This window comes from Luteitalea sp. (assembly GCA_009377605.1).
Taxonomy (GTDB): domain Bacteria; phylum Acidobacteriota; class Vicinamibacteria; order Vicinamibacterales; family Vicinamibacteraceae; genus WHTT01.
The window spans coordinates 117,494-135,815 of the sequence record WHTT01000003.1; the positions used below are offsets into that span (position 1 = coordinate 117,494).

At 65.2% G+C, this 18,322-nt stretch carries 16 protein-coding genes; 11 read left to right on the forward strand and 5 right to left on the reverse strand.

Going from position 1 to position 18,322, the window contains the following annotated elements:
- Positions 1–38: 38 nt before the first annotated feature.
- From secG to gap, 4 genes are all read right to left on the reverse strand, one after another.
- Positions 39–518 (reverse strand): preprotein translocase subunit SecG, encoded by a 480-nt coding sequence (gene secG, locus GEV06_01960; protein MPZ16669.1) that lies wholly within the window; start codon positions 516–518, stop codon positions 39–41.
- A gap of 65 nt (positions 519–583) precedes the next feature.
- The gene (locus GEV06_01965; GenBank protein MPZ16670.1) at positions 584–1,357 is read right to left on the reverse strand and encodes a triose-phosphate isomerase; all 774 of its coding nucleotides are present in this window, start codon (positions 1,355–1,357) and stop codon (positions 584–586) included.
- A 27-nt stretch (positions 1,358–1,384) separates the two neighbouring features.
- A complete protein-coding gene (pgk, locus tag GEV06_01970) occupies positions 1,385–2,572 on the reverse strand; it encodes a phosphoglycerate kinase (protein MPZ16671.1) in 1,188 nt (395 codons plus the stop codon).
- 60 nt (positions 2,573–2,632) lie between these two features.
- Entirely contained in the window at positions 2,633–3,640 is a 1,008-nt protein-coding gene (gap, locus tag GEV06_01975) for a type I glyceraldehyde-3-phosphate dehydrogenase (GenBank protein MPZ16672.1), read from the reverse strand.
- Positions 3,641–3,822: 182 nt separating this feature from the next.
- On the opposite strand from gap, the gene GEV06_01980 reads away from it, so the two are divergent.
- The 10 genes from GEV06_01980 to GEV06_02025 all read left to right on the forward strand — a co-directional run bounded on the left by GEV06_01980 (position 3,823) and on the right by GEV06_02025 (position 16,527).
- Entirely contained in the window at positions 3,823–5,217 is a 1,395-nt protein-coding gene (locus GEV06_01980; protein MPZ16673.1) for a glycosyltransferase, read from the forward strand.
- Entirely contained in the window at positions 5,214–6,350 is a 1,137-nt protein-coding gene (lpxK, locus tag GEV06_01985) for a tetraacyldisaccharide 4'-kinase (protein MPZ16674.1), read from the forward strand. The genes GEV06_01980 and lpxK overlap by 4 nt, the downstream gene beginning before the upstream one ends.
- A 9-nt stretch (positions 6,351–6,359) precedes the next feature.
- Positions 6,360–7,304, forward strand: a complete 945-nt coding sequence (locus GEV06_01990) for a hypothetical protein (protein ID MPZ16675.1) — start codon at positions 6,360–6,362, stop codon at positions 7,302–7,304.
- Positions 7,304–8,386 (forward strand): lipopolysaccharide heptosyltransferase II, encoded by a 1,083-nt coding sequence (waaF, locus tag GEV06_01995; protein ID MPZ16676.1) that lies wholly within the window; start codon positions 7,304–7,306, stop codon positions 8,384–8,386. The genes GEV06_01990 and waaF overlap by 1 nt, the downstream gene beginning before the upstream one ends.
- On the forward strand, positions 8,274–8,960 hold the full coding sequence (locus GEV06_02000; GenBank protein ID MPZ16677.1) for an HAD-IIIA family hydrolase: 687 nt from the start codon (positions 8,274–8,276) through the stop codon (positions 8,958–8,960). The genes waaF and GEV06_02000 overlap by 113 nt, the downstream gene beginning before the upstream one ends.
- Positions 8,939–10,051 carry a hypothetical protein gene (locus tag GEV06_02005; GenBank protein ID MPZ16678.1) on the forward strand — a complete coding sequence of 371 codons (1,113 nt, stop codon included), beginning with the start codon at positions 8,939–8,941 and terminating at the stop codon, positions 10,049–10,051. Before GEV06_02000 ends, GEV06_02005 begins: the two co-directional genes overlap by 22 nt.
- Before the next feature lie 94 nt (positions 10,052–10,145).
- Positions 10,146–10,640, forward strand: coding sequence for an adenylyltransferase/cytidyltransferase family protein (locus GEV06_02010; GenBank protein ID MPZ16679.1), 495 nt, complete (start codon positions 10,146–10,148; stop codon positions 10,638–10,640).
- Positions 10,558–11,775: a hypothetical protein gene (locus GEV06_02015; protein MPZ16680.1), complete on the forward strand. Its 1,218-nt coding sequence runs from the start codon at positions 10,558–10,560 to the stop codon at positions 11,773–11,775. Before GEV06_02010 ends, GEV06_02015 begins: the two co-directional genes overlap by 83 nt.
- Before the next feature lie 199 nt (positions 11,776–11,974).
- A complete protein-coding gene (locus GEV06_02020) occupies positions 11,975–12,529 on the forward strand; it encodes a hypothetical protein (protein ID MPZ16681.1) in 555 nt (184 codons plus the stop codon).
- 203 nt (positions 12,530–12,732) lie between these two features.
- The gene (locus tag GEV06_02025) at positions 12,733–16,527 is read left to right on the forward strand and encodes a hypothetical protein (GenBank protein ID MPZ16682.1); all 3,795 of its coding nucleotides are present in this window, start codon (positions 12,733–12,735) and stop codon (positions 16,525–16,527) included.
- 65 nt (positions 16,528–16,592) lie between these two features.
- Here GEV06_02025 and GEV06_02030 read toward each other — a convergent pair whose 3' ends face one another.
- On the reverse strand, positions 16,593–17,159 hold the full coding sequence (locus GEV06_02030; GenBank protein MPZ16683.1) for a hypothetical protein: 567 nt from the start codon (positions 17,157–17,159) through the stop codon (positions 16,593–16,595).
- 272 nt (positions 17,160–17,431) lie between these two features.
- Between GEV06_02030 and GEV06_02035 the strand changes: the two genes are divergently transcribed.
- Positions 17,432–18,322: GAF domain-containing protein (locus GEV06_02035; protein ID MPZ16684.1), on the forward strand; the 891-nt coding region annotated here is incomplete at its 3' end.

The following is an 18,322-nucleotide window of genomic DNA, read 5'->3' on the forward strand; positions in this document are numbered from 1 at the left end:
TTCTAGCACGGCGCGTTCGGCGAGCGCGCCGTGCCGCACTACGGCTTCGACGGGGGCTTGGACGCCGGCTTCTCCTGCGCGTTCGGTGCTGGCTTCTCGCTTGCCGGGGCCTTCGGTGCTGGCTTTTCGTCTGCCGAGTCCTGCTGGGGCAGACCAGACGGCTTTTCTTGCCCTTGCGGCGTTCCAGTTTCCTCTTGCGATGCGGGCGGGGTCGTGGGCGCCGGCTTCGCTGGCGCGCTCTGCTGGGCGGGTTTTGGGGCCCCGACACCACTCAGAAGCGAGCCCGGACCACGCTGTCCGACAACGGCGAGCAGGAGGGCGCCGATCATGAACAGCGCACCGAGCACGGTCGTGGCCTTGGTGAGGACGGTCGCACCCTGGCGCGCGCCAAACGCCGTCTGGGTGCCCGCGCCTCCAAAGGCGCTCGCAACGTCCCCGCGCCCCTGCTGGAGGAGGACGACCACCATCATCAGCAGGCAAACGACCACATACACCGTCGTCAGGATGTAATAGAGCATACCAACTTGATTCTAGCGCGACGTCCCGCATCGCGCCAGGCCCGGCCCCCCGTCCGCCGCGCCGGTTACTTTCTCGCGGCGGCCACGCGGGTGGCGTTGACAATGGCGAGGAAGCCGGTCACGTCGAGGCTCGCTCCACCGACCAAGGCGCCATCGACGTCAGGCTGGCGCATGAGCTCGGCGGTGTTGTCCGGCTTTACGCTGCCGCCGTAGATCACATGGCACTGGTCCGCGGCGTCGGCGCCAAACCAGCCTCGCAGCCGTTGCCGTATATGCTGGTGGGCTTCCGCCGCCTGCTCGGGTGTCGCGTTCCGTCCCGTGCCGATCGCCCACACTGGCTCGTAGGCCACCACCAGCAGACCGACCTGCTCGCCCGAGAGTCCATCCAGATCGCGCGTGAGCTGTTGGTCGAGGACGCTCAGCGTCTCCCCACGATCCCGCTGCTCGAGTGTTTCACCGACGCAGACAATCGGCGTCAGATCTGCGCTGAATGCCGCATGCACCTTGCGGCTCACGGTCTCATCCGTCTCACCAAACAGGCGGCGACGCTCCGAGTGGCCGATGATGACGAGCTCTGCGCCTGCCTCGCGCAGCATGGGGCCACTCACTGCACCCGTGAACGCTCCCTCGCGCTCCCAGTACAAATCCTGTCCGGCCACGGCGATGCCGGTTGCCCGTACCGCGTCCGCGACCGCGTGTAGCGCCAGGAACGGCGGCGCCAGAACGATCTCCATGTCAACCAGGTCCTTTGCCGCGCTCTTGAACTGCTTGGCGAAGGCCACGGCTTCGTGGACCGTCTTGTACATCTTCCAATTGGCTGCCACAAACGGCATGCGCATCGAAGTATTCTCGCTTGTCAATCCTCGTTACGCGTCGGGCAGCACAGCCACCCCCGGCAGTGTGCGCCCACCCAGGAACTCGAGCGACGCACCGCCGCCGGTCGAGATGTGGCTGACGCGGTCGGCCACGCCTGCCTTCGTTATCGCTGCAATCGAGTCGCCGCCTCCAACGATCGTCGTGCCCTCGACCTCCGCCACCGCTCGCGCGACTGCGGTGGTGCCCGCGGCGAAGCGGTCCACCTCGAACACCCCCATTGGACCGTTCCAGACCACCGTCTTGGCCCCCTTCACGAGCTCGGCGTAGTCGGTGGCTGTTTCCGGGCCGATGTCGACACCCATTCGGTCGCCAATTGCAGGATCGCCGACGGCAAGCCGCTCGCCTTCGGCATCCGGCGCGATTCTGTCGGTGACGACATGATCTGTTGGCAACGCCAGTGTGACCCTGCGTGCCTTGGCCCGCCGTTCCACGTCGGCGGCCGTTCCGGTGAGCGCCGTCTCGACGAGCGATTTGCCCACCGGCACGCCACGCGCCTTGAGGAACGTGTAGGCCATCGCGCCGCCAATCACCAAACTGTCCACGCGCGTGAGGAGGTTCTCGATCACTTCCAGCTTATCGGAGACCTTCGCGCCTCCGAGCACCGCCACGAACGGCCGCTCCGGTCGCTCCAGCGCCTTGCCCAGATATTCGAGCTCGCGCGCCATGAGGAGGCCCGCGGCGGCCTCCTTCACCGCGCACACCATACCCTCCGTCGACGCATGTGCCCGATGCGCCGACCCGAACGCATCGTCCACGTAGACGTCGCACAAGGACGCCAGCTCCTTCGCAAACGCCTCGTCGTTGGCTTCTTCCTCTTTGTGAAAACGCAGGTTCTCCAAGAGGACGATGCCACCGTCTCCGGCATCGCGCAGAGCCGCACGCGCGGGCTCACCAATGCAGTCTTCTGCAAAGGTGACGGGCCGATTCAAGAGCTCAGCGAGGTGAGCAGCCACGGGCCGCAGACTCATCTCCGGATGCGGCTCGCCTTTCGGCCGGCCGAGATGTGACGCGAGAACCACCACCTGTGGATTCTGCGCCAGCGCGAAGCGAAGGGTCGGCAGCGACGCCCGGACGCGCGTGTCGTCCCCAATCACTCCACCCTTGAGCGGCACGTTGAAGTCCACACGGATGAACACCCGACGCCCCTGCAGGTTCAGATCTTTGATGGTTCGTTTCACCACGTTGATCCCTTGATCCCTCGGTCCCTTGATCCCTTGGTCCCTTGGTCCCTTGATCGACTACAACCCCTTCGTTGCGATGTATCGCAACAAATCGACGCACCGCATGCTGTAGCCCCACTCGTTGTCGTACCAAGAGACGACCTTGGCGAAGTCGTCATCCATCACGGCAGTGTAGCTGCCGTCGACAATCGACGAGTTCGAATTACCGCGGAAATCAATGGACACCAGCGGTTCTTCCGTGTAAGCGAGCAATCCACGGAGCGGCCCGTCGGCCGCTGCCTTGAGCGCACCATTAACCTCCTCGCGAGACGTCTTCTTGTCCAGCACGGCAGAGAGATCCACGACGGACACGTTTGGCGTCGGCACGCGCATGGAGAAGCCATCCAGCTTGCCCTTGAGTGCAGGCAACACGGCTCCGACCGCCGTGGCAGCGCCCGTTGTCGTCGGGATGATCGAGAGCGCCGCCGCCCGCGCCCGCCGGAGATCCTTGTGGGGCAGGTCCAGCAACTGCTGGTCGTTCGTGTACGAATGCACCGTCGTCATCCATCCCTTCCTGATACCAAAGCTTTCGTGCAGCACCTTGGCTACTGGTGCGAGGCAGTTGGTTGTGCAGGAGGCGTTCGAGATCACGTGATGCTTCGCCGGGTCGTACTGGTCGTCATTGACGCCCATGACAACCGTGAGATCGGGGCCCTTGGCCGGCGCGGTGATGATGACCTTCTTGGCACCCGCCGAGAGATGCTTTGCAGCGTCGTCGCGCTTGGTGAACAGTCCTGTGGACTCGAAGACGAGATCTACGCCGAGATCCTTCCATGGGAGAGCGGCGGGGTCGCGCTGCGACAGCACTTGGAACTGGTCGTCGCCGACGATGAGCTTGTCGCCGTCGGCGCGGATATCTGCCTCGAGATTGCCGAGGATCGAGTCGTATTTCAGCAGGTGCGCAAGGGTCGCGGCATTCGTAATGTCGTTGACCGCCACGAAATCCACATCGTCGAACCCCATCGACGCTCGAAAGATATTCCGTCCAATGCGACCGAAGCCGTTGATGCCGACCTTGATGGCCATGAATGCGTCCTCCCGGACCGAATTAAGAACCAGCTCCACCCGAGGCAAACCCCCTTCGCAAGGCGAGGCCGGGCGGGTTGCGCGATGGCGGACTTGTCCCGCCGAGGCTCACGACGTGAGCAAGGGCGGATGAGGAGGGGCGACGGACGCGCCCAGAACCTCGTATTCTAATACAGTCGCATGTGAGGGCTACGGATTGTGCGCTCCGAGGCGACGAGATCGCCGGGAGCATGCCGCCAATGTACTTGTTCTACAGTGTCCTGAGCTTCGTGGCCTTGCTCCTCGCGTCACCCTACTTTGCCTATCGTGCGCTCCGGGATGGAAAGTACATTCGGGGATTCTCGCAACGGCTCGGCTCCCTGCCGTCGTCGCTCAACGTCGAGCGCGAGCCCTCGATTTGGATCCATGCCGTGTCGGTGGGCGAGGCGCTCACGGCGCGGGTGCTCGTCGACGGTCTCCGCAAGCGTTACCCGAGCCACAAGCTATTCCTCTCGACGACGACCCGCACCGGACAGGAAGTGGCGCAAACGCGTGTGGCGTCGATCGACGGTGTCTTCTACCTTCCCTTCGACTGGGCGTGGCCGATCCGCCGTGCTCTGGATACGGTTCGGCCGGAGCTCTTCGTCATGATGGAGACAGAGCTCTGGCCCAATCTCCTCCGTGCGTGTCGCGCCCGCGGGGTTCGAACGGTCCTGGTCAACGGCCGGCTATCGGTGCGCTCGCACAGGCGCTATCGACTCGCCCAGCCGTTCTTTCGTCGCGTGCTCGCCGACGTGGACCTTCTGCTGGTGCAGGGAGAGACATCGGGACAGCATTTCATCGCGCTCGGCGCGGATCCATCGCGCGTGGTCGTCACGGGCAGCTTGAAGTTCGATTCTCTCGACTGGGCTGCGGCCGGATCCGTAGGGCGGGGTGATGACGGTGTCCTGCGTTACTTCCGTATGCCGGAATCGCGCGTCGTGATCATCGCGGCCAGCACGCTGCGCGGTGAGGAGACGACGGTACTTCGGGCGTTCCGCAGCGTGCAGCGAAAGGTGTCGAATGCGCTGCTGATCCTGGCGCCGCGGCACCCAGAGCGGTTCGACGAGGTCGTTCAACTTGCGTCCGAGGAAGGCTACCGAGCCACGCGACGGACGGAATTGCAGATCGACGCCGAGCTCCGAGACGAGGTGATCGTCCTCGACACGATGGGCGAGCTTGCGCGCCTCTATCAGATCGCGACGGTCGTCTTCGTGGGAGGGAGTCTCGTCGATGGCGGCGGACACAATATCCTGGAGCCAGCGCTGTTCGGCAAGCCGATTCTCTTCGGGCCCTACATGCGCAACTTCGCCGAGATTGCCGACGAGTTCCTGCGAAAAGGCGCGGCAGTGCAGATACGCGATGGCGTTCACCTCGCGACCGAAGTGCGCCAATTGCTGGACGACCCCGTGCGACGTACCGGCATGGGCGCCGCGGCACGTGCGCTGGTCGAAGCCAACCGCGGTGCGAAGGCGCGCACGCTCGAGGAGATCGAACGACTGCTGCCTCCGCCCCGCCGGGAGGAAAACGAAAAGATGCCGGCCATCTTTTTCAGATGAGTCACGAGACGAAGATGACAGGCGTCCTTTCGTTTTCCTCGCTCTACGCGGTGATGGCTCGGCGTCGGCGGCGATGGTATCGCGCGCATCCGGACGCGCGACGCACGCTCCATCGGCCAGTCATCAGCGTGGGGAACATTGCCGTGGGCGGACGGCGCAAGACACCTATTGTGGCGGCGCTGGCGCGGTGGCTCATCGAGAAGGGTGAGCGCCCGGCAATCTTGAGCCGTGGTTATGCGCGAGAGCAGCCTCGAGATGGCGTGGTGGTCGTGCGAGACGCCGAGAGGGTGCTCGCGCCGCTGACCGAGGCCGGAGATGAGCCTTTCCTCCTTGCGCAGAACCTCACGGGGTGCGCGGTGGTCGTTTGTGCGGATCGGTATCTGGCCGGACGATTGGCCGAATCGCGCCTGGGCTGCACGGTTCATCTGCTCGACGATGGCTTTCAACATTTCGCCTTGGCGCGCGATGTCGATCTGGTCGCGGTGGATCCTCAGGACGTGACGGCTGCGAGGGTCTTGCCGCACGGTCGGCTTCGCGAGTCGCCAGATGTGCTCGATGTTGCAGACGCGTTGATCTGGCTCGGGGCCGCCCACGACACCGCTCGCGACCGTCCGAGCGACAATGAGCTGCGGCCCCCGCAGTTCATCGCGCGCGATCGTCACGGCGTGCCGCGACCACTAGCGTCGAGCCTCGGCGTACCGGCGCTGGCGCCGCCCGCGCGCGTCGTGGGCGTCGCCGCAACTGCAGAGCCCGAGCGCTTCTTCGACCACCTCCGCGCCGCCGGCTGGGCACTGACCGACGCGCTCGGCTTTCCGGATCATCATCCGTTCAGCCAGCAGGATCTCGGGCGCGTGGCCACGCGAATGCAGGAGACCGGTGCTGTTGCCGTGTTGACCACGGAGAAGGACGGGGTGCGGCTCGACGCCCGTGGCGAGCTGCCGTTTCCGGCGGCGGTCGTTCCGCTCGCCGTCGATATCGAGCCGCGAGAAGCGTTCTTCTCGTGGCTGGCCGGCAAGCTCGAGGCGGCCGGTCATAAGGTCCCTGTAGGGAGGGGCCTTGAGGCCCCTCGGCCCGCGGCGGCGGAAAGGCCGTGCGCTACGTCGCGGAGCAGGAGTGGTGGGTCAGTACGCTAAGCTCACTTTGTGAACCAGTCGGGCTTTCGGCATCGTCTCGAGTACTTGGGCGTCAGCACCGCCACAACGTTGGTGCGCGCGCTGCCACAGCGGATGGTGCTCGCGCTCGGCACGCTGCTCGGCCTCGGGTTCTACACGCTGGACAGGCCGCATCGCCGGCTGACGCTGAGCAACCTCGCGTCGGCCTTTCCGACACGGTCGGTTCCCGAGCGCCGTGCCATCGCCCGAGGTGTGTTCGCGCACTTCGGCCGGCTGTTGTTCGAGCTGCTTCGGTTCAGCGGGCTGTCGCGCGACGAGATGCTGGCGCTGGTCGAGATCGAGGGTGAAGACCGCGTTCGAAGCGCCCTCGCGCAGGGACGCGGCGCGCTCTTAGTCACAGGACACTTCGGATTCTGGGAGATTCAGGCAATCGCGCACAGTCTCGTCTTTCCGCCGATCGCTGTCGTAGCCCGCACGCTGGACAACCCGCTGCTGGACGAGCTCCTCGGGCGCGTGCGCACCACGACAGGCAACATCGTGATTCAGCGACGCGGGGGTCTACGCCGCATCCTGCGAGCACTGGGCACGAATCAGGGTGTCGGCCTCCTCATCGATCAGCACATTCATACCCCAGAAGCCGTCGTGATCGATTTCTTCAATCGGCCGGCCGCGACGACCTCGGCCGTCGCGGCGTTGGCGCTCCGCACCGGCGCACCGGTGATTCCGGTGTTTGCCGTGCCGATTGGCGACGGTCGTTATCGGATGATCTACGAGCACGCCGTACCGCCGCCGGATGCCGACACGCCGGATCCGCTCAGGGTGTTCACGCAGCGCTGCACGGACGTGCTCGAGATGTACGTGCGGCGGTATCCTGCCCTGTGGCTCTGGATGCACCGGCGTTGGCGCGACGAGGTGCAGCACGAGCGCACGCCTGGAATGTTCCCCGCCGGCGCCCGCGAAGAGCTGGAAAGCTGATGCCAGGCCGGCGGATTCTCGTCCGTGCGCCGAACTGGCTGGGCGACATGGTCATGGCGCTGCCCGCCATTCGGCTCGTCCGCCGGTCGGAGCCAGGGGCGCATCTCGCCGTGGCGGCGCCGCAGGGGACAGCCACGCTCTTCTCGTTTGCACCAGATGTCGACGAGGTCGTGCCGCTTCCCGGGGCCAAGGGACTCGGCGGACTGCGAAGACTCTCCGGCGACATCGCAAGCCTCGCGGGGGCACGGCCGGACCTTGCCGTCTTGCTCACCAACTCGTTCAGCTCGGCGTTGGCGGCCTCTCGCGCCGGAATCCGGGAGCGGTGGGGATATCGACGAGACGCACGTGGACGGTTGTTAACGCGCGCCGTGCGCCGGCGAGACGCGAAGCCACAGAGCGCGCACCATTCCGCGTACTACGTTGCGCTCGTCAGAGCGTTGGGCCTGGTGGCGGAGAGCGGTGCGGATGCGGCGCCGCGCGCGCCGGCGTTGGAGCCTGACCCTGCGATGCCTTATCTGCGGGCGACGGCAGAGGTCCAGGCGCGCGCGGACGAGCAGCTTGCGGCGATGGGTTGGGATCCATCGACGCCATTGGTTGGCGTGGCACCCGGTGCGGCATACGGTCGTGCCAAGCAGTACCCGCCGGATCTCATGGCCTCGCTCATCGACGGGCTCGTTGCAGCCGGGTGGACACCGCTTCTCGTTGGCGCGCCACAGGATGAGGCGACAGGCCGGGCGATCGTATCCGCCCTCGGCCCATCGGTGGCACGCACGCGGCTCCTCGACACGATCGGCAAGACGAACCTCGCGCTGCTCATTGGTCTCGTCGATCGCTGCAGCGCCTTCGTGTCGAACGATTCCGGTGCCATGCACATTGCCGCCGCGCTGGGGACCCCCGTCGTCGCCATTTTTGGATCGACTGACGAACATGCGACGGCGCCGATCGGACGCCACGTCATCCTGCACTCCGATGCGTGGTGCCGCCCGTGCCTCCTGCGTGAGTGTCCCATCGATCACCGGTGCATGCGCCGGATCCCGCCCGCGCGGGCGGTGGAAGCCGTCGAGAAACTGTCGAGGATGTAGGATATCGACGATGTCACCTGCGGTGTTCCTCGATCGTGACGGCACGCTCATCGCGGAGGTGGGATACCTGCGGCGCGTGGAGCAGCTCGAGCTGTTTCCCTGGACGGTCGATGCGCTCCGCCTTCTCCAACGGGCCGGCTTCAAGCTGGTCGTCGTGACGAATCAGTCGGGTGTCGCGCTCGGACTGCTGGAGGAGTCGACGGTCAGGACGGTGCACGAAGCGCTCGATGTGCGCCTGCGCCGAGGAGGGGCACGGATCGACGCCTACTACTATTGCCCGCACCACCCACGCGGGACGGTGCCCGCCTACACCAGCGACTGCTCCTGCCGCAAGCCGCGGGCCGGCCTCGTTGAGCGCGCAGCGCGTGACCTGGATCTGGACGTGGCGCGCTCCTGGGTCGTTGGCGATCGCTGGCTGGATGTCGGGCTGGCGGCGAGCTGCGGCGCGCGTGGCCTCTTGGTGCGGACCGGATACGGTGAGACGTCGGCGTCGGAGCCGCAGGACGGCCTCGCCGCCGACGCGATCCTCGCGAACCTGATGGAAGCGGCCGGATGGATTCTCCGACACTCATGAAGGGGCGCTCTACCAAGAGGAGGGCAGCCGGGAGCCGAGCGGGACGAACCGGAGACCGGGACAGACGAGATCCAAAAGCCAGCGAGCGGCTCTTGGCGATCATCGATCGATTTGCCCACCTCCGAGTTGTCGTTGTGGGCGACTACGTTGCCGATGAGTTCATCTACGGGCGCGTGGCGCGTGTCTCGCGGGAGGCGCCCGTTCTGATCCTCGAATACGATTCAACGCAGCTCATCCCGGGTGGCGCGGGAAACGCCGCCAACAATGCCGCCTCGCTCGGCGCACGAACGCACGCATTTGGCTGTGTTGGGCGGGACGAGACCGGGACGCGTCTTCTCGAGGGCTTTCATGCCAGGGTCGACACGAGCGGTCTCATCCCCGTCGCCGGCTTTCGCACACCTTCGAAGACCCGTGTCCTCGCGGGCGGCGTGCATGCCGCCAAGCAACAGGTGGTGAGGATCGATCGTGTGACCGATCGAGTGCCGGTCGCGATGGTGCGCGAGCGCATGCGCCACCGACTCCTGGGCGCGCTCGCTCGATGCGACGCCGTCCTCATCTCGGACTATGGCTCCGGCCTCGGCTCGCCGTCGCTCGTTGCCGAGATCAAGAAGGCCCTCGGGCCGCGGCGCGTTCCCATTCTCGTGGACTCACGCTATCACCTCGATCGCTACCATGGTCTCACGGCCTGCACGCCGAATGAAGCAGAAGTCGAGCAGCTCCTCGGCAGACCGATGAATGAGGATTCGCGCGTCCTCGAGCGCGCTGGGCGAGAGCTGTTGACACGCACGCGCATGGCTGCCGTGCTCGTGACACGTGGCAGTCGTGGGATGGCGTTGTTCCAGCCGAGCCGAGCGACGGTGCACATTCCAATCTTCGGCACCGATGAAGTTGCCGACGTCACCGGCGCCGGCGACACGGTGATTGCGGCCATGACGCAGGCACTTGCCGCTGGCGCGGGCTTCGAGGATGCGGCGCGGCTCGCCAACTACGCTGGCGGCATCGTCGTCATGAAGCGAAATACAGCGACGGTCTCGGTCGACGAGTTGCGGCGGGCCGTGGTAGCGGACCTCGGTTTGGAGCGCCCGACCTAAAGGTCGACGTACAACGCCCGACCTTGGTCGTGCCGCCGTCAAATGTGTAGGCCCGACCTTTAGGTCGGGCGGATCGGGACAGGGTACATTACGAATGTCAACGCAGGCGACACCGGCGGGCCGAATCGTGTCTCTGGAAGGGCTCGAAGCGGTGGCGGCGGCCGAGCGCGCCGCCGGCCGCAGTATCGCCCTGGCGAACGGCTGCTTCGACCTCCTGCACGTTGGACACCTCCGTTACCTGCAGGCGGCGGCGGCAGAGGCCGATTGTCTCGTCGTGGCCATCAACGACGATCTGTCCGTGAGGGAGCTCAAGGGCGCTGGGCGTCCGATCTTGACCGCCGTGGAGCGGGCGGAGCTGGTTGCAGCCGTACGCGGAGTGGACTACGTCGCAATCTTCGGGGGCCGCACGGTTGCCGAGGTCATCACGCGGCTGCGACCCGACGTTCACTGTAAAGGAACGGACTATACGACGATGTCGGTGCCGGAGCGTGACATGGTCATCGGCTATGGTGGCCGCATTGCGATCGTCGGCGATCCGAAAGACCACTCGACGCGAGATCTGCTCGCGCGGATTGCTCGTGACGCCTGAGCGCGTCCTGGGCCGACGATTGATGAGCGACTCTTCTCGCACAGCGCCGAACGTCGAGCAACCACCGGCGAGCCCTCGGAACGCACCTGCCATCCTGATCGTCAAGCTCGGTGCGCTGGGCGACATCGTCCACGCGCTGCCGGCGCTGGCCGCGCTGCGATCGATGTGGCCCGACGCACGCATCGACTGGCTGGTCGACGCAAAACACCTGGCGCTCGTCGAGCTGGTCGAGGGGCTGGATGAGATCGTCCCGATCAGTGTGGGTAAGATGCGAGGCCCTCTGGGGCTTCGCCGGACGATCGGACACCTCCGTGCCCGGCACTACGACATCTGTCTGGACCTCCAAGGTCTGGTGAAGTCGGCGCTACTCGCCGTGGCCAGCGGCGCGCGCCGCGTCGTGGGCTTTCCCCGCGACTCATTACGTGAGCCGGCCGCACGTTTCTTGTACAGAGAGACCGGCGGACGAGACGAGGGCCACGTCATCGACAAGAACCTGTCGCTGCTCGATGCCATCGGGGTGCGCGATGCGCGCAACTGGACGTCGCACCTGAAGAAAGCCTTTCCACTACGCGTCGTCGCGTCTCCCGTGCCGGCGGTCGCGCGAAGCCTGATGGGCGCGCACGACGGCCTCGTCCTCATGAACCCGGGTGCGGCATGGCCGAACAAGCGATGGCCCGCCGAGCGCTTTGCGGAGCTCGCGCGGCGACTCGAAGCGCGTCGGGCGCTCAGGAGCCTGGTGCTGTGGGGACCGCGAGAGGAGTCGCTTGCAGCAACCATCGAACGGCTCTCGCACGGTGCCGCGCGCATGGCCCCAGCAACGGAGGTGTCGGATCTCGTCGCCCTCGCGCGTGACGCCACGCTCATGGTGTCCGGGGACACCGGGCCGCTGCACCTGGCGGCGGCGGTCGGTGCTCCGGTTGTCGGCCTCTACGGGCCCACCGATCCGACGCGCAATGGCCCGTGGCACCCGAGCGACGTCACGCTGTCGCGTTACGCCGACTGCCAGTGTCGCTTCAAGCGACGCTGCACGAGCGCTGACTGGTGTCTTGGTGGGCTGACCGTCGATGAAGTGGAGGCAGCCGTGGTGCGCCGGCTTGGGGCCAGGGCCGAGCGATCGCAGCAGGATGACGGGTGACAAGGTGACAGCGTGAGAGGGTGACAAGGTGACAAGGTGACAAGGTGACAAGGTGACAAGGTGACAAGGTGACAAGGTGACAAGGTGACAAGGTGAGAGGGTGACAAGGTGACAAGGTGAGAGGGTGATTGGATGATCATCCCCCCTCACCCCCTCACCCCCTCACCCCCTCACCCCATCACCCACCTTCGAGGTTTCAATGGCACTGGAAGGAGAACAAGGACTCGCCGGGTGGCTGGCGCGGTGGCGCGTTTCGCTCGGGTTCTTGGCAGGTGTCGCCGTGTTCTGGCTGGCGCGGCCGACGATGAGGACACTCGCGCTGGGAATCGCCGTCGCCTTCGTGGGCGAGGTGGTGCGCGTCTGGGCCGCCGGACATGTCGAGAAGAGTCGAGAGGTCACGCAGTCGGGACCATATCGGTTCGTTCGTCATCCTCTCTACGTGGGCTCAGCGATCATGGGCGCGGGATTAGCGGTTGCGTCGAGCAGCGTGGCGGCAGCGGTGCTGATCGGCGGCTATCTGGTGCTCACCATGCGTGCCGCAATCGCCACCGAGGACGCGTTTTTGCGCCGAGAGTTCGGACCCAGCTACGACCGTTACCGGAATGGTGCGGTATCGCCGGTCAGTCGGCAGTTCAGCGTCGAGCGCGTCTGGCGCAACCGCGAGCATCGAGCGGTCATCGGGTTGCTCGTGGCGTTCGCGCTCCTGCTCGCTCGGATGGGGATCGGCGCGGCCTTCGGCATGACACTACCTTGACAGGCTCAAGCGTTGGAAGGAAGCTAAGAGCTGCAGTAACGGACGCCTCGGCGAGCGTCCCTACCTTCCGCGGATGGTAGGGCGCGTTTAGCGAATGTGCCGTGCTCTTTCAACGTCTCGCGTCACCTCCTGCCCGACGCGAGCACGTGGTTGTGGGCCCTTCTCGCCTATCCGGGCCCGTGCGGCTTTGAGGGAGGTGGAACGTGAACGTGATTCGATTTCTCCACATCATCCGATGTAGGCGGACGCTCGCGCTGTTGGTCGCAGCCTTCCTGTTTGCCACTCTGCCAAGTGGGGCACGCGCGCAGTCGGGGACGTCTGCGCTGCAAGGCAGGATCACTGACGAGCAGGGTGGTGTGCTGCCCGGCGCGACGGTGGTGCTGACCAGCCTGGCCACCAGCGCTCAACGTGAGACGGTGTCCGGCGAATCCGGCACCTACCAGTTTGTCGCCGTATCTCCCGGAACCTATGACCTACGCGTCGAGTTGTCTGGCTTCCGGGCGGCGGTCATCGAGCAGATCGGCCTGAAGGTCGACTCGACCTCACGCGCCGATGTCACCCTCATGGTTGGCGGTCTCTCCGAGGTCGTGGAGGTTGCAGCAGAGGTTCCCGTTATCAACACGACCGATGCGTCGCTCGGGAACGTCATCAGCGGCACACAGATTCGCGAGCTGCCACTCGAAGGGCGAAACGTCGTTGGCCTGCTGAGCCTGCAACCCGGCGTGACCTACATTCCGGTGGCCGATCCCAATGATCCCGACAACATGGACCCGCGCTACGGAGCGGTGAGCGGCTCGCGGGCGGACCAGTCGAGCGCAACACTGGACGGCATCGACGTGAACGACGCGGAGAACCAGAGCGCCTTCACGTCGGCGCTGCGCGTCACGCTCGACTCGGTCGAGGAGTTCCGGGTCACGACGAGTAACTACGGCGCTGATCAGGGCCGGTCGTCGGGCGCGCAGGTCTCATTGGTCACGCGGAGCGGGACGAACAGCTTCAGCGGAGCCGGCTATTGGGTGAACCGCGACACGCGCTTTTCGGCCAACGAATACTTCCTGAAGCTCTCGCAGCTCGCCGCCGACGAGCCGAGCGAGGCGCCGCTGCTCAACAAGAACATCTACGGGTTCTCGGTTGGCGGCCCCGTGAAGCGTGATCGACTGTTCTTCTTCTTCAACTTCGAAGGGCTCGATGACGAGCGCGAGTCGGTGGTATCCCGAGATGTCCCGAGTGACTCGTTCCGCGACGGTGTGTTGATGTACCAATGTGCCAACCCGGCGGCGTGTCCGGGGGGGAGCGTCCAGGGGTTCACGGGATCACACCAGGTGGCGCCCGGCTTCTACGGTATGAGCCCCGATGACATCCGTCGCGTCGATCCACTGCACATCGGCCCGAATCTGGCGGCGATGGAGCTCTTCCAGCAGTTACCGTCGTCGAACGAATCAGGCAATTACCCGGGCAACATCGACAGCTTCAGATTTGCGGCACCGCTCGAGAAGCAGTTCCGGACATACGTAAGCAGGATCGACTACAAGCCGGGCGGCGCGCACAGCCTCTTCGGCAGGCTCAACTTCCAGGATGACGAAGACGTGGATGAGCCGCAGTTTCCTGATGGGTCGGCCAATAGCACGTCGACCACCAACAACTGGGGCTTTGCCATCGGCCACGACTGGGTGCTCGGATCCAACATGATCAACACCCTGCGGTACGGCTACACGCTGATCAATCAGGATGAGCTCGGACTGCAGACGAGCAATGCCATCACGTTTCGCTTCATCGACGACATCACAGACTACAGCGACTCGTTTGGGCGCGAGCTCGGCACGCACAACATCACGAACGACTTCTCCTGGCTGCTCGGGCAACACACGCTGAAGGCGGGCGTGAACTTCCGCTGGATCCGGAACGACAACTCTACGAACGAGAACTCGTTCCACACGTTCAACTCGAACCCGTCGTGGGTCGAGAGTGTCGGTCGCTTGTACATGCCGGGAGGACAGTGCCCGGCACCGGCAGACTGCTCAGGATTGCCGGCGGTGTCGCCCGACGGCGAGTCCGGATACACCGATCCGTTCATTCACATGCTCGGCGTGATGTCATCGACGACCTCGAGGTACAACTACGGCATCGATGGGGCGACTCTGCCGATCGGAGACCCGGTGGCGCGGCTCTACGCGGCCGACGAGTACGACCTGTACGTCCAGGACAGTTGGCAGGTCAGGCACAACCTCACGGTGTCAGCTGGCGTCCGCTACAGCCTGTACTCGCCGCCCTACGAAGCGAACGGTGTCCAGGTAGCGCCGCAGCCGAGCATGGGGGAATGGTTCGCCGAGCGGGCCACGAACATGCTGGCTGGCGTTCCGTCGAGCGCGAGCCCGCTCGTCATCTTCGAACCTGCCGGGCCGAAGAACAATGGGCGTGGCTTCTACGACTGGGACTACAACAACTTTGGACCGCGCGTGTCCGCTGCGTGGACACCGACCGAGAAGACCGTGGTACGAGGCGGTTACTCGTTGGTCTACGACCGTATTGGCGCCGGGCTGGCCACGTCGTTCGACGCGGATGGCTCTTTTGGGTTGTCCACTCTCTTGACGACGCCGGTCAACACCGTGAACGAGACAAACCCGGATGCGCGTTTCCAAGGGCTCGACGTGGAGCCGACTCAGCTCCTGCAGCCTGCGCCACCCGGTGCCTTTCCTCAAACTCCCGAAACCGGCGCTGGCGTCATCACTCAGAGCATCGACGACACCATCGTGACGCCGTACTCGCACGTCTTCAACGTCGTGGTTGGACGCGACCTTGGCGCAGGGTTTGGCATCGAGGCGGCGTACGTCGGCCGAATCGGACGTAACCAGTTGGTTCGTCGAGACCTGGCCATGCCGCTGAACCTCGTCGATCCCGCGTCGGGGATGGACTACTTCACGGCGGCGGGGCTGCTCATCGACAACTCCGCCACTGGTATCGACGGCATGGCGCCGATTTCGTACTGGGAGAATCTCTTTCCGGGCGCGGCAGGGGGCGGCCTCAGTGCCACGCAGGCCGTTGCCGATCTCTATCAGGCCGTCTCGCCGGACTTCATCACCGGTCTCTGGCTGATGGATCAGTTCTGTGATCCAGCATGCAGCCGCTTCGGCCCCTTCGCGTATTTCGCCGAACAGTACGATGCGTTGTCGGCGCGCAGCACCATCGGTCGATCCGAGTACCACGCGCTCCAGCTCTCACTAACCAAGCGCTTTTCGCACGGCGTTCAATTCCATCTCAACTACACGTTGTCGGAAGCAAAGGATCACGCCTCCGAAGCGGAACGGGGCGATGACTTCGATAACGCTGGAGCAGGCGGCTATTCCGGCTTCCTGGTCAATACGTTTGAGCCGGACTTGAACTACTCCAACTCGGACTACGACGTTCGGCACCAGCTCAATTTCAGCTGGCTGACGGAACTGCCGTTCGGCACGGGGAAGGCCATCGGCGGCGACGTCGGCGGTCCGCTGAACGCGATCATTGGGGAATGGGCAATGAGCGGTATTTTCCGCTGGACGAGCGGCTATCCGTTCAACGTCATCAACTGCCGCTCCTGCTGGGCGACCAACTGGAACCTGCAGGGCAATGCTTCGCTCGTCGATCCGGGCAATCTGCCGCCGACCGGACGGACGAAGGATGCGGTGACCGGCTTCCCGAGCCCATTCGAGAATCCCGAAGAAGCCATTGGCTTCTTCAGACGCGACCTCCCGGGGGAGACCGGCATTCGTAATCTCCTGCGGGGCGATGGCTACTTTGGCATCGACTTCAGCGTGAGCAAGTCGTTCACGTTCCCGTTCGGCCACCGCCTGCGGTTCCGTTGGGACATATTCAACCTGACGAACACGCCGCGCTTCAATGTGTCGGACCTCGATGTGCTCCCGGATCGCGCAGAGAGCTTCGGTCGGTACAACTCGACGCTGGCTACGTGCGACGGCGCGGCGGGCCGCTGCATGCAGGCCAACCTGCGCTACGAGTGGTAATGGAGCATGACGGCGCGTCCACGGCTGAGCGCCGTCGACGCGCCGATCTCTCTCACGAGGTCGTTTCACCGCTCCGTCACCACCGTCGCCTGAGCGCGACCTCGACCAGCCAGGAGCGGCAGCGACCAGATGATGCCGACCACCGCAGCGACCGCGACGGCGATCAGCGCGTGGCCGATGACAGGCTTGGTCGTCATCAGATAGACGATACCGAGGGCGAGCGCCGTCCGGAGGCGCCACGAGACGATGAAGATCGGGTCGTGGACGCGCGCGTCGAGCGCGCTGCCGACCGGTCCGGTCGCGGTTCCTAGCTCCTTCACCATTCGCCGCATCCGCCGGCCACCCAACGCAATCCCGAGGATGGGAAACAGGAACAGCACCACGAGCGCCACGCCGACCCAGGGATACGGCCACACGGTGGCCGCCATGTACATGCCGGTCACGAGCAGGATGAGCAGCGACGGTCCCACGAGCCGGCCGAGTGAGCCGAGCGCCTGCAACCACTCACGGAGCTGTTCGTGGCTGGTCGCCCGCCGCATCTGACGAAGCTCGAGCCACTCGATGGCCAACCCCCCGAAGAAGCCGAGGGCGCCTACGACGTGCAGGAAGAGGACGATTGAATAGAGGGTCATGAGTTTCTCCGCTAGAACCCTTGAGAACGCGACCCTTGACGATTTCTGTCAAGGGTCGGAGCTCGCAAGTCAGAACGCGTCGACGAGGCACGATGGTAGGGCGCGTCAGCCTCCCGCGCCGTCACGGCCGCCTCGGCGAGGCGGCCCTACCTAGAAGGAGTCTATGACGTCACGGGACGCTGTTCACGATCTCGCAGACGCCGTCCGGCCGCAGCGGGTTCCGGATTCACAACATCTTGCGAATTCGCGACCGATGCTTGTTAGACTGAGGTGTGCGATCTCGGCGGAAGGCCCCGTCGCTGCCCCTTGGCGACGGGGACCGGCATGCTCTCGTGTTGTGCGCCTGGGAGGCCATCAACGCCGAGCGGGACCTGGACCGGGTGCTGGTCACCGTGGCCGACGTGCTGGTGCCGCTCGTCGCGTTCGATGCGGTGAGCCTCATCGGGTTCGAGGAGGGAAAGGGCGGGCGCCCCTACGCCTTTCATCTCGTGGGTGAGGCGCCTGAGGCCGCGGCAACGGTTCTGATGGCGATGAAGCGCCCGCTCGAGGGTGCTCCCGATCGTCCGCTCAGGCCGCATGCCGGCTCGGTGCTTGCCGCGCGCATACGCTCCGGGCGGCCCTATATCTGCGCCGACCTGCTCGCGGAGCCCGCCTGGTATCCGCACGAGAGACGGCTCGCTGCGGCTGGCATTCGGGCGTACGCGAGCATTCCCTTGCTGGTTCGTGGCTCGCTCATCGGCGTCGCGGTCTTCGCGCGTCGCGTGCCCCGCGGCTTCCGCGACTTGGAGTTGGCGGTCCTTCAGGATGTGGCGCGCGCCATGGGCGTGGCAACGGCCAATGCGATGGCGAACGACGAGATTCGCCGATTGCGCGATCAGCTCGAGGCGGAGAACGTGGCGCTCCGCTCCGAGCTCAGTCGCACACGAGCGTTCGGCGAGGTCATCGGCCAGTCCGAGGCCATGCGTATCGTGCTTGATGCCCTCGATCAGGTCGCCTCCACGGACCTTCCGGTGCTCATCACTGGAGAGACCGGCACTGGCAAGGAGCTCATCGCCCGCGCGCTGCACAGGCGATCAGCGCGGTCTGACCAGCCGCTCGTCAAAGTGAGATGTGCAACGCTTCCCGCGGCCCTCATCGGAGAGACGAGCCCTGCGGTCACTGTT